11 protein-coding genes are annotated in these 12,454 nt (G+C 57.3%); 2 read left to right on the forward strand and 9 right to left on the reverse strand.

Going from position 1 to position 12,454, the window contains the following annotated elements; genetic code table 11:
* Positions 1-61: 61 nt before the first annotated feature.
* Positions 62-760 (forward strand): 7-cyano-7-deazaguanine synthase QueC, encoded by a 699-nt coding sequence (gene queC / locus ACK3SD_RS13240; protein ID WP_481125793.1) that lies wholly within the window; start codon positions 62-64, stop codon positions 758-760.
* Between the two features lie 33 nt (positions 761-793).
* Here the strand turns inward: queC and ACK3SD_RS13245 are convergent, their stop codons facing one another.
* The 9 genes from ACK3SD_RS13245 to bolA all read right to left on the reverse strand — a co-directional run bounded on the left by ACK3SD_RS13245 (position 794) and on the right by bolA (position 11,472).
* Positions 794-1,204: a YbgC/FadM family acyl-CoA thioesterase gene (locus tag ACK3SD_RS13245; protein WP_137764003.1), complete on the reverse strand. Its 411-nt coding sequence runs from the start codon at positions 1,202-1,204 to the stop codon at positions 794-796.
* A 140-nt stretch (positions 1,205-1,344) separates the two neighbouring features.
* Entirely contained in the window at positions 1,345-1,713 is a 369-nt protein-coding gene (locus ACK3SD_RS13250; protein WP_481125794.1) for a ComEA family DNA-binding protein, read from the reverse strand.
* A gap of 137 nt (positions 1,714-1,850) precedes the next feature.
* A complete protein-coding gene (gene ppiD / locus ACK3SD_RS13255) occupies positions 1,851-3,731 on the reverse strand; it encodes a peptidylprolyl isomerase (protein WP_481125795.1) in 1,881 nt (626 codons plus the stop codon).
* A gap of 249 nt (positions 3,732-3,980) precedes the next feature.
* Positions 3,981-4,253 (reverse strand): nucleoid-associated protein HU-beta, encoded by a 273-nt coding sequence (gene hupB / locus ACK3SD_RS13260; RefSeq protein WP_481125796.1) that lies wholly within the window; start codon positions 4,251-4,253, stop codon positions 3,981-3,983.
* Between the two features lie 180 nt (positions 4,254-4,433).
* On the reverse strand, positions 4,434-6,788 hold the full coding sequence (gene lon, locus ACK3SD_RS13265) for an endopeptidase La (RefSeq protein ID WP_137764007.1): 2,355 nt from the start codon (positions 6,786-6,788) through the stop codon (positions 4,434-4,436).
* A 192-nt stretch (positions 6,789-6,980) separates the two neighbouring features.
* Positions 6,981-8,255 (reverse strand): ATP-dependent protease ATP-binding subunit ClpX, encoded by a 1,275-nt coding sequence (gene clpX, locus ACK3SD_RS13270; RefSeq protein WP_137764008.1) that lies wholly within the window; start codon positions 8,253-8,255, stop codon positions 6,981-6,983.
* 151 nt (positions 8,256-8,406) lie between these two features.
* Positions 8,407-9,030: an ATP-dependent Clp endopeptidase proteolytic subunit ClpP gene (gene clpP / locus ACK3SD_RS13275; protein WP_137764009.1), complete on the reverse strand. Its 624-nt coding sequence runs from the start codon at positions 9,028-9,030 to the stop codon at positions 8,407-8,409.
* 412 nt (positions 9,031-9,442) lie between these two features.
* A complete protein-coding gene (gene tig / locus ACK3SD_RS13280; RefSeq protein WP_481125797.1) occupies positions 9,443-10,744 on the reverse strand; it encodes a trigger factor in 1,302 nt (433 codons plus the stop codon).
* Between the two features lie 413 nt (positions 10,745-11,157).
* Positions 11,158-11,472, reverse strand: coding sequence for a transcriptional regulator BolA (bolA, locus tag ACK3SD_RS13285; protein ID WP_137764011.1), 315 nt, complete (start codon positions 11,470-11,472; stop codon positions 11,158-11,160).
* Between the two features lie 329 nt (positions 11,473-11,801).
* Here bolA and ACK3SD_RS13290 point away from each other — a divergent pair, with 329 nt between their 5' ends.
* Positions 11,802-12,380, forward strand: coding sequence for a lipoprotein (locus ACK3SD_RS13290; protein WP_481125798.1), 579 nt, complete (start codon positions 11,802-11,804; stop codon positions 12,378-12,380).
* The last annotated feature ends 74 nt before the right edge of the window (positions 12,381-12,454 follow it).

The raw sequence follows: 12,454 nt of genomic DNA on the forward strand, positions 1-12,454 counted from the left end.
TAACCTATAGTGAATACCCGGCGGCGTTGCCGGGCAGGTACACACAGTAAAGGTAGTAACAATGAAACGAGCAGTAGTGGTATTCAGCGGTGGTCAGGACTCAACCACCTGCCTGATTCAGGCAATGGCGCAGTATGATGAGGTGCACTGCGTCACCTTCGACTACGGCCAGCGCCACCGGGCAGAGATTGACGTGGCCCGCCAACTGGCCCAAGCACTGGGCGCGCGGGCGCACAAGGTACTGGATGTCGGCCTGCTGAATGAACTGGCGGTCAGCAGCCTGACGCGTGACAACATCCCGGTGCCGGGCTATGAGGCCAATGCCGAGGGGCAGTTGCCAAGCACCTTTGTGCCCGGCCGCAATATCCTGTTCCTGACCCTGGCCTCCATCTATGCCTACCAGATCGGGGCGGAAGCGGTGATCACGGGCGTGTGCGAAACCGACTTCTCCGGCTACCCGGACTGCCGCGACGAGTTCGTTAAGGCGCTGAACCACGCGGTCAGCCTCGGGCTGGCGCGTGATGTCCGCTTTGAGACACCGCTGATGTGGCTGAACAAGGCGGAAACCTGGGCGCTGGCCGACTACTACGGGCAACTGGAGCGCGTGCGCCGCGACACCCTGACCTGTTACAACGGCATTCAGGGCGATGGCTGCGGCGAATGCGCTGCCTGCCACCTGCGCGCCAACGGTCTGGCGGTTTACCAGCAAGACCGCGCGGGCGTGCTCGCCAGCCTGAAACAGAAGAGCGGCCTGCAATAACCGCACGCCGGCCCTGCCCCACGGTGGGGCCGTTTACTGCCCCGCCGGTTGCTCCAACTGGCTCAAGCGCGCCAGCAACTCCCCCTCCAGCGGCAGCGCCTTCTGGGTTTTCAGATCGATGCAGACGAAGGTCAAGGCCGCATCCGCCACCACCTCACCCGTTGGCTCCAGGGTGATCACCTGATTGACCACGCCGCTGCGCCCATTGAGGCGCGCCAGTTGGCTGTCAATGCGCAGCACATCCCCCAGCACGGCTGGTCGGCGATAGTTAATGTTGATATTGACCACGATAAAGGCGATGCCTTGCGCCTTCATCCACTGGAATCCCTCCAGCGCAGAGAGCCACTCCCAGCGGGCCTCCTCCAGGAACTCCAGATAGCGGGCATTATTGACATGCTGGTAGACATCGATATGAAAACCCCGGACTTTTAGCAGCATCTGCATGGTGGCTGACTCACTCCTGTTGCAACGATAGGGAAAAACCTGCGCCCTGAAGTGCGCCCGCGGGCGCACTGGTCGGATCACTTTGAGGGTAGCAGAATCTCCCTGTCGTCGGTCAGAAGTTCAGCGTTACGCGAGGGGGTTCACAAAACCAGCCGGTCGCGGTTTCGCTCGATTAACGCCGGGCCAATGCCGGGCACCTCCTGCAACTGTTCGATGTCTGTAAAAGGCCCAAATTCCTGACGGTAGCTGACAATCGCCTCGGCCTTTTTCAGGCCGACGCCATTCAACCCCTGAGAGAGCGCGGCGGCATCGGCGCTGTTGATGCTGACCTTCTCCTCCTGGCTAGCTACGCTCGCCTTGGCGCTGGGTGTGACGGGCGCTTTCTCCGCTTTTTTGGCGGAGAGCGTGGCAGGCGAGGCGTCAGTGGGAGCTGCCTGCACCAGCACCGGTAAACTTGACAGACCGAGCGCCAGTGCCAGTCCGAGGGCGGAAATTCCTAATTTTTTCATGCTGTTTCTCCTTGTGTTGTTCAGCACGGACACAATGCCGAAAAGCGGAAACGAGCACAAAGGGCAGATTTCAAATGTGGAAAAGGCCGCGAAAGCGGCCTTTGTCTGTTGCAACGCATTACATTTTCTTGGAAGCGTTATTGCGCCTGTGCAGCACTGCCCAGTTTGATTTTAGCAGACTCACGCAGGCTACTCAGCAGGGCATCGAAGGTGATGTTGGTGGCACCCTCTTTCACCTGGCTGCTGAAGCCCGGGATAGCGTCCGGCGGCAGGTGGCCGGGGGTAACTTTGTCCAGAGCGACCAGCGCCACGTTGCCCTTCTCATCCTTGGTCACGCCAAAGCTTGGCTTGCCGGCTTGCGGCTGCGGCAGGCTGTAGACGTTCTGCTCAAAGGCAGAAGGCTGTTGGGAACGCTGGACGTTCTGCGTTTCACCAAAGCTAAGGCCATTGGCTTTCAACGCCTCATCGCCCTTGCCCGCTTTCAGTGCGGTCAGCACTTTATCTGCCTCAACCTGCGCCTGCTCCTGAGCTTTCTGACGTTTCACCAGTGCCAGCACCTCATCATGCACCTCCGCCAGCGGCTTCTCTGCCTGCGGTTTGTGGGCATCGATACGCACTACAAATGCACGGTCGCCGTCGGCGCTGATCACGTTGGAGTTGCTGCCCGGCGTGCCATTGTCGCCCTGCAGGGAGCCATCAAAGAGGACATCCACCACCGCCTTGCTGTTAAGCGCCTGCGGGATGGTCTGCTGGGTGAACCAGTCGGTGTGTACCACTTTCAGGCCAGAGGCCTCTTCCGCTGATGCCAGTGACTCATTGTCATTGGTTGCCGCTTCGCTCACTTTCTGTTGCAGCGCATAGAAGGCATCCAGCGCCTTCTCCTGCTTCAGTTTCGCCAGCACGTCGGCGTGCACTTCAGCCAGCGGCTTGATCTTCGCCGCTTCCAGATCGTTGAGTTTCAGGATCAGGAAACCAGAGGAGGATTTGATCACGCCAGAGAGCTGGCCCTTCTCCGTCAGGTTGGCATTCTTGAAGTCTTCCAACGTGGTTTCCGGTTCCATCCAGTCCAGTTCGCCGCCGCGCTGGCCGGTGAAGGTATCGATGGATTTGGCCTTCGCCAGTTCAGCGAAATCTGCGCCTTTTTTCAGGTCAGCCAGTACTGCATCGGCATCCGCCTGAGTTTTCAGCACGATCACGCCATACTTTTTGCGCTCCGGCTGGCCAAAGGTGTTCTGGTGCTGGTCATAGTAGGCCGCGATCTCCGCGTCACTGACGGTCACCTTGTCTTGCAGGGCGGCCGCGTCCATCTCCAGATAGCTGACCTTCATCTGCTGCGGCGCGATGAACGCGTCACGGTGCTGGTCGTAGTAGGCTTTCAGCTCGTCATCCGTTGCGGTCTGCTTGGTCGCCAGCGCGTCGGTGTCAAAGGCCGCAACGCGCACCTCGCGCGATTGCAGCACCAGCGCTGCCAGTGCATCGGTTTCCACCGGCAGGACAAACTCGCTACCGCCAAATACCTGATTCAGCTGCTGCGCCTGCAACTGGCGGCGAACCACCTGCGCGTAGTTGTCAGCGGTGAAGCCATTGCTGCGGATTACCGCCAGGTATTTGTCATTGTCGAATTGGTTGTTGGTGCGGAACGCCGGGGTCGCCAGGATGCTCTCTTTAACCTGCTCATCCGCGATGGTCACGCCCAACTTTTTGGCGTACTGGTCAATCAGGGTGACGTCCACCAGCTGGTTCAGCACCTGCTGGCGCAGGCCCTGCATATACTGTTCATTGCCCGCCAGCAGGGAGAATTGCTCACCCAGGCGCTGCTGCATACGGGCGCGCTCATTCTGGAAAGCCTGTTCAAACTGGGCGCGGCTGATCTCCTGGCCGTTCACTTTGGCGGCATAGTCGCCGGAACCGCCGATCAGATAGTTGCCCACCCCGGTCAGGACAAAGGAGAGGATAATAAGCGCCAGGATGACTTTGAGCACGACATGGTTAGAGGCCGCGCGTAAATTGTCCATCATAATGTGACAACACTCCGCTGTAATGTAGATTAACAACCCTGCGCAGGCATGGTGCCCGGCACGTCCTGCGCCGTTGCGCGGTAGAGCGAAAGGCAAAGAAAACGAGTATCACCCCGTCCTGCCTGTGCTGTAGAAATAAAAAAAGCGCACCTATTTTGATGCGCCTTGTATCTTACCTTACCCGGCTGGTCGCGTCAGGCGATTGTTTGAAACAAACTGCCTGTGGAAACGCGATCTACCGCACACTCATCAATTAATAGCGTCTTTCAACGCCTTGCCTGCGCGGAAACCCGGAACTTTGGCTGCCGGGATGGCAATCTCGTTCCCGGTCTGCGGGTTGCGGCCAGTACGGGCGGCGCGCTCGCGTACGGCAAAAGTGCCGAACCCCACCAGCGCCACTTCTTCGCCGCTCTTCAGTGAATCAGTAACGGATTCCAGAATGGCATCCAGCACACGGCCAGCGGCAGCCTTGGAAAGGTCTGCGTCCACGGCAATCTTGTCGATCAGTTGTGATTTATTCACGTATTCATCCCCTCTTGAAATCTTTGCCGCGCTGAAAAAAGTCCTTGGTGCGCGGCTGCGCTGCTTTTATATCAAGCCTACCAGGGCTATGCAAGCCAACCACGCGCCCGGCGCGGTGGCATAAAAAAGCCGGCAAACCTCTCGGCTTGCCGGCTGTTGAGAACGTAAGCCTGCCTGCGATTATTTCACCGCCACCGGCTGCGCACCAAACGCTGGATTTTGCAACGCCAGATTCAGCACTTCGTCGATGCGCTTGACCGGGTGGATCTCCAGATCGGCGATGACGTTATCCGGGATCTCTTCCAGATCGCGGCGGTTCTCATCCGGGATCAGCACCACTTTGATGCCGCCACGGTGGGCCGCCAGCAGCTTCTCTTTCAGGCCGCCAATCGGCAGCACCTGGCCGCGCAGCGTGATCTCACCGGTCATCGCCACGTCGGCGCGTACCGGGTTGCCGGTCAGGGCGGAGACCAGCGCGGTGCACATGGCGATACCGGCGCTTGGGCCATCTTTCGGCGTCGCGCCTTCCGGCACGTGCACATGGATGTCACGCTTCTCATAGAAGTCGTTGTTGATGCCCAGCTTGTCGGCACGCGCGCGCACCACGGTCAGCGCCGCTTGAATGGACTCCTGCATAACCTCGCCGAGGGAGCCGGTGTAGGTCAGCTTGCCCTTGCCCGGTACGCAGGCGGTTTCGATGGTCAGCAGGTCGCCGCCCACTTCCGTCCACGCCAGACCGGTCACCTGACCGATGCGGTTTTCGGTATCCGCGCGGCCATAGTCGACACGCTGGACGCCCAGGTAATCCTTCAGGTTGTCGCCGGTGATGGTGATGTGCTTGATGGTTTTGTCCATCAGCAGCTGTTTCACCGCCTTGCGGCACAGTTTGGAGATTTCACGCTCCAGACTACGCACGCCGGCTTCACGGGTGTAGTAGCGGATGATGCCGATGATCGCGCTGTCTTCCAGCGTCAATTCGCCCTTTTTCAATGCGTTGCGCTCAATCTGCTTCGGCAGCAGGTGCTGCTTGGCGATGTTCAGCTTCTCATCCTCGGTGTAACCCGAGAGGCGAATCACTTCCATACGGTCCAGCAGCGGTGCCGGAATGTTCATGGAGTTGGAGGTCGCCACAAACATCACGTCGGAGAGATCGTAGTCCACTTCCAGATAGTGGTCGTTGAAGGCCACGTTCTGTTCCGGGTCCAGCACTTCCAGCAGGGCGGAAGCCGGATCACCACGCATGTCAGAGGACATTTTGTCGATCTCATCCAGCAGGAACAGGGGGTTACGTACGCCCACTTTCGCCATCTTCTGGATCAGCTTGCCCGGCATGGAGCCGATATAAGTACGGCGGTGACCGCGGATCTCCGCCTCATCACGCACACCGCCCAGCGCCATACGCACATACTGGCGACCGGTGGCACGGGCGATGGACTGGCCGAGGGAGGTCTTACCTACCCCTGGCGGCCCCACCAGACAGAGGATCGGCCCCTTGATTTTGCTGACGCGGCTCTGCACGGCGAGGTACTCAAGGATGCGATCCTTGACGCGCTCCAGCCCGTAGTGGTCGGAGTCCAGTACCTCTTGGGCCTTGCGCAGGTCTTTCTTCACCTTGCTGCGGTCGTTCCACGGCACCTGGATCATCCAGTCGATGTAGCTGCGCACCACGGTGGCTTCCGCTGACATCGGCGACATCATCTTCAGCTTTTGCAGCTCGGCCTCAGTCTTCTCTTTGGCCTCTTTCGGCATTTTGGCCGCGTCGATTTTGCGCTTCAGCGCCTCGTGCTCATCCGGCGCGTCATCCATCTCGCCCAGCTCTTTCTGAATGGCCTTCATCTGCTCATTCAGGTAGTACTCGCGCTGGCTCTTCTCCATCTGCTTTTTGACGCGGTTGCGGATGCGTTTCTCCACCTGCAACAGGTCGATTTCCGACTCCATCATCGCCATCAGGTACTCAAGGCGTTCAGTGATATCGGACATCTCCAGCACGGACTGTTTGTCTGCCAGTTTTAGCGGCATATGGGCGGCGATGGTATCAGCCAGGCGTGCGGCATCGTCGATGCTGTTCAGGGATGTCAGCACCTCCGGCGGGATCTTTTTGTTGAGCTTGATGTAGCCTTCAAACTGGTTGATGGCGGTGCGTACCAGCACCTCCTGCTCACGCTCATCAATGGCTGGCGAATCGAGGTATTCAGCCTGGGCCGCAAAGTGCTCGCCATTGTCAGACAGGGTGGTGATGCGCGCGCGCTGCAAACCTTCTACCAGCACTTTTACCGTGCCGTCCGGCAGCTTCAACATCTGGAGGATGGACGCTACCGTACCGACAGAAAACAGATCGTTGACGCCCGGTTCATCCGTTGAGGCCTCTTTTTGCGCCACCAGCATGATCTTCTTATCGTGATCCATTGCGGCTTCAAGGCACCGTATTGATTTTTCCCGGCCAACAAACAACGGGATCACCATGTGCGGATAAACCACCACATCGCGCAGAGGCAATACGGGGATTTCTATGCGTTCGGAACGCTCAGGGTTCATAGAGCTCTCTCTTAGTTTAGCTTCCGCCAGGTTAAAGAAATCTCGTGAAACTCCAGATTTACGGGTTTCAGCAAGTAGGATACTGAGTATATGGGGATGAATCTCTTACATTCAACGACCAGCATGCGAGGAAAAAAAAATGGGGGATGATTTCCCCCATTGGATGTTTAACTTACTGGAACAGCTGAGTAATTATTCACCTGAAGCCTGTTGGGCCTCATGCTTGCCATAAATCAGCATCGGCTCAGATTGACCGGCGATGACCGACTCATCAATGACCACCTTGTCAACGCTCTCCATGGAGGGCAGGTCGTACATGGTGTCCAGCAGTGCGCCTTCCACGATGGAGCGCAGGCCGCGGGCGCCCGTTTTGCGCGCCATGGCCTTCTTGGCGATGGCCGTCAGGGCCTCGTCACGGAACTCCAGCTCCACACCTTCCAGGTTGAACAGCGCCTGATACTGCTTGGTCAGGGCGTTCTTCGGCTCTTTCAGGATCTGGATCAGCGCGTCTTCGCTCAGTTCGCTCAGGGTCGCGACTACCGGCAGACGACCGATGAACTCAGGGATCAAACCAAACTTAATCAAATCCTCTGGTTCTGCCTGTGCCAACAGCTGGCCTTCGGTGGCTTTTTCAGATTTACCCTTCACTTCCGCGCCGAAACCGATGCCGGTGCCGGTGTTGATACGCTGCCCGATCACCTTATCCAGGCCGGCAAAGGCGCCGCCACAAATGAACAGGATCTTGGAGGTATCAACTTGCAGGAACTCCTGCTGCGGATGCTTGCGGCCACCCTGCGGCGGTACGGCTGCCACGGTGCCCTCAATCAGTTTCAGCAGTGCCTGCTGCACACCCTCACCGGAGACATCACGGGTAATGGAGGGGTTGTCAGACTTACGGGAGATTTTATCAATCTCATCGATGTAGACGATGCCACGCTGGGCTTTCTGCACGTCGTAATCGCACTTCTGCAACAGTTTCTGGATGATGTTTTCAACGTCCTCACCCACATAACCGGCTTCGGTCAGGGTGGTGGCGTCAGCCATGGTAAAGGGCACATCCAGGAAGCGAGCCAGAGTCTCGGCCAGCAAGGTCTTGCCGCTACCGGTCGGGCCGATCAGCAGGATGTTGCTTTTGCCCAGCTCCACGCCGTTGCTGCTGTCGCCATTGCGCAGACGTTTGTAGTGGTTGTACACCGCCACTGCCAGCACTTTCTTGGCCTGCTCCTGGCCGATGACGTAGTCATCCAGGTGTTGGCGGATTTCGTGCGGGGTCGGGAGTGCACTGCGCTCACGGTGGGGCGCAACTTCTTTAATCTCTTCGCGAATAATGTCGTTACACAGATCAACACATTCATCGCAGATATACACTGACGGCCCGGCAATCAGCTTACGCACTTCATGCTGGCTTTTGCCGCAAAAAGAGCAGTACAGCAGCTTTCCTGAACCGTCTTTGCGCTTATCTGTCATCAGTAAACCTCTTCTCTAGTATCTGTCCTGCCGCACCATTCGGCAGAAGCATGACCAGTTAACGAACCTTTCCGCTGCTGGCCGCCGATGCGTCAGCTGTGGCGTTCACAGGGGCTTCACCCAGTATAGCGCATCGGCCCGTACTCATTGGTCAGTTGCGATGGGTTAATACGGCGTCCACCAGGCCATACTCTACAGATTGTTCTGCAGACATGAAACGGTCACGCTCAGTGTCACGCTCTATCACTTCAAGTGACTGACCCGTATGTTTTGCCATCAGTTCATTCATGCGCGATTTCACTTTCAAAATCTCTTTGGCATGAATTTCAATGTCAGTGGCCTGACCCTGGAAGCCGCCCAGCGGTTGGTGGATCATGACGCGGGAGTTCGGCAGGCAGAAACGCTTGCCCTTCGCGCCTGCGGCCAGCAGGAAGGAGCCCATCGAGCACGCCTGGCCCATACAGATGGTGCTGACGTCTGGCTTGATGAACTGCATGGTGTCATAGATTGACATGCCGGCTGTGATGACGCCGCCTGGGGAGTTGATATACAGGAAGATATCTTTTTCCGGGTTTTCCGCTTCCAGGAACAGCATCTGCGCCACAATCAGGTTGGCCATATGGTCTTCAACCTGGCCGGTCAGGAAGATCACGCGCTCTTTAAGCAGGCGGGAGTAGATATCGTATGAACGCTCACCGCGTGAGGTCTGCTCCACTACCATCGGTACCAGAGCCATGTTAGGTGCTAATTGATCTCGTTCGCCACTGTATGACATCACCGTCTCCTAGAAATAATTCACTTTGGCGCCATTAAAAACGATTCTACTTGAGTTGGCCGCTGATGACCATTGCTCAAGCGCCCGGTTGCCCCGGCCATAAACGGTGGTCGTTCCTCATGCAGAGTAATGGAAGCCCTGTTCCTTAGCTGTGGGGGCGGGCCGGCACCATTTCAAGCGTCGCCCGGAAAAACGCCGCCGGGCGGTTGCCTCTCATTGCCTGCCAACAATGGGACGAATGACGTCGCTCTCCCCTTCTCCGGGTATACCAACATCTTGAATATAGTGCAAATCGGGGCAAAGGGAATGAGAATTTTGGCAGGTCATTGGCTGACGCCGATAAAAAGAAAGCCCACGGGTCTCCGTGGGCTTGGCGGGCGGGACCGGCCTCTCAGCCGATCCGCGATGGGACTCAGGCGGAAGCCTGGTTCATCAGTTCAGTGAAGGAGGTCTCTTTCTCAGTCACTTTCGCCTTGGCCAGCAGGGTTTCAACCGCCTGCTCTTCCAGCGCGACGTTGCGCATGTTGTTCATCAGCTCTTTGTTCTTGCTGTAGAACTCGATCACTTCCTGCGGATCTTCATACGCAGAAGCCATCTCTTCGATCAGCGCTTTCACGCGATCTTCATCCGCTTTCAGCTCGTTCTGGCTGATCACTTCGCCCAGCAGCAGGCCAACCACAACGCGGCGTTTGGCTTGCTCTTCGAACAGCTCGCGCGGCAGTTCCAGCGCTTGCTTCTCGTTGCCACCGAAACGCTGTGCAGCCTGACGGCGCAGCACGTCGATTTCGCCGTCGATCAGTGCCGCTGGCACGTCGATCGGGTTAGCGTTTACCAGACCGTCGATAGCTTGGGTCTTCACACGGTTACGCACGGCGCCTTTCAGCTCGCGCTCCATGTTTTTACGCACTTCTGCGCGCAGGCCTTCCAGGGAGCCATCAGCCACGCCGAAACGTTTGATGAACTCTTCGGTCAGCTCCGGCAGTTCACGCTGTTCTACTTTCTTCAGAACGATAGCGAACTGGGCAGCTTTACCTTTCAGGTTCTCTGCGTGGTAGTCTTCCGGGAAGCTCACGTCGATGGTGAACTCGTCGCCCGCTTTGTGACCGACCAGACCCTCTTCGAAGCCCGGGATCATGCGGCCCTGGCCCATAGCCAGTACGAAATCAGAGGCTTTGCCGCCTTCGAAATCTTCGCCGTCGATGGAGCCGGAGAAGTCAACGGTCACACGGTCTTCTGCCTGAGCAGCCGCGTCAGTCTCTTTCCACTCTGCCTGCTGCTTGCGCAGGGTTTCCAGCATCGCGTCCACGTCGGATTCGTTGACTTCAACGACCGGCTTCTCAACTTCGATGCCTTCCAGGTCTTTCAGTTCCACTTCCGGGTAGACTTCGAACTCTACCGTGTAAGTGAAGTCTGCACCTTCTTTATACTCGCCTGGCACGTAGTTCGGTGCGCCAGCCGGATTGATCTTCTCTTTGATGATCGCGTCAACAAAGTTGCGCTGCATCAGTTCGCCCAGCACGTCCTGACGGACAGAGGCGCCATAGCGCTGCTCAATGATATTCATCGGCACTTTGCCTTTACGGAAGCCGTCGATACGGACGCTTTTCGCCGCATTCACCAGCTCTTTTTTCACTGCCTGGGCGATGGTATCAGCCGGTACAGTAATAGAGAGACGACGCCCAAGGCCTTGGGTGGTTTCTACTGAAACTTGCATCTTGTTACCTCAAAAAAATCACAGTGCTCGGTCAACTCCAGAAGCCGTTCTCAAAATGAGTGCGCAGGGCAGCTTACTTTGAAAACGGCTTCTAAGAACCAGGACGGTCGCTTTATCAGAACCCAATCCCTGTTTTCAGAAGCGTCCCGAAACCATTCCGGAAAATAAGACGCAGCATTATAGCGGCGCAAGCCGTGCGAGTCGAGGAGGGGACGGCCACGAAGGCGCGCTAAATCTCACACTTCCACCGTTTTACCCGCTAACAGCACGCTCACTGGTGCACACGCCGCTGCTGCATAAACAAAAACGGCCCGCAGGCCGTTTCAACAACGCATCTCTATTAATACCCTATTTCAGGTGGCAAATGCCACCGGCAACGCGGAACGCCGCGCCACACCTGCCTGGCGGAGCCGTCAGGCGAGGGTGCCGGCCCCCCGGCAGGGTGGCGAGGCAGGCACGGTGTCCTGCAACCCTTCCCACTCTTTCAGGGTATAGGTATGGAGCGCCAGGGCATGCACGCCATCGGAAAGTTCTTCAGACAGCACACTGTAGATCGCGCGGTGCCGGGTCAGGAAGCGCTCTCCCACGAACCGATCTGAGACCATAACAACCTTGAAATGACTCTCTGAACCGGCCGGAACATTGTGGCGATAGCTCTCGTCCACCACTTCCAGATGCACAGGTTCAAACGCCGCCCTTAGTTTTGCTTCGATTTGCTCGCGAATCATAAAGATCTCCTTATTACACCAGCAGAGAGCTGCGCCCCATCTAGTTCAATATTAGTCGGTTTTAAACTTCTTATCGTCTCGCTTGAGCAATTTTGTCTGCGAAAGCGCTAAAAAAGTCAATAACCATTCGTTGGCTCATCACTAGCCCGCAAATCATCCGGGTGATTATCTGATTGAAATGGCATGGCTTGGCTGTTTGAATGGGCAGACTGCCTGGGCAAATGACCTAAGGCGAAAATCTGTAGGCGAGGATCTTCCCCCGCTGGCCGGCAGTGTTATGATGTCGGCAATTTTGCGTTACCCACCACAATAACGACAGAGACGTGATCATGTTCAAGAAGATGATTTTCCCTTTACTGGCAATGGTGATGCTTGCCGGTTGTGCCACCAACAGCAATACCCTTAACGTATCGCCGAAGATTGTCCTGCCGACCCAGGATCCGACGCTGATGGGCGTGACCGTCAGCATCAACGGCGCGGACCAGCGTCAGGATCAGGCACTGGCGAAGGTGAACCGTGACGGCCAGCTGGTGGTGCTGACCCCCTCCCGCGACCTGCGCTTCCTGCTGCAAGAGGTGTTGGAGAAGCAGATGGGCGCCCGTGGCTATATGATTGGCGCCAATGGCGCGGTTGACCTGCAGATCGTGGTCAACAACCTCTATGCCGATGTGCAAGAGGGCAACCTGCGCTACAACATCACCACCAAGGCGGACATCTCCATCATCGCCACGGCGCAGAATGGCAGCAAACAGGTGAAAAACTACCGCTCAACCTATAACGTTCAGGGCGCGTTCACCGCTACCAATGACAAGATCACCGCCGCCGTCAACACCGTGCTGGGCGACGTGATTGCCGACATGGCGCAAGACACCAGCGTCAGCGAGTTCATCAAGCAGAACGCGCGTTAATCCTGCCGCCGCGCTCCGCGGCGTCTGGTTGCCACCGGTTTGCCGCCGGTGGCCTCTTTTCCCCCTCCCCCTGC

The sequence above is a fragment of the Chimaeribacter sp. YP20170169 genome, from assembly GCF_056739715.1.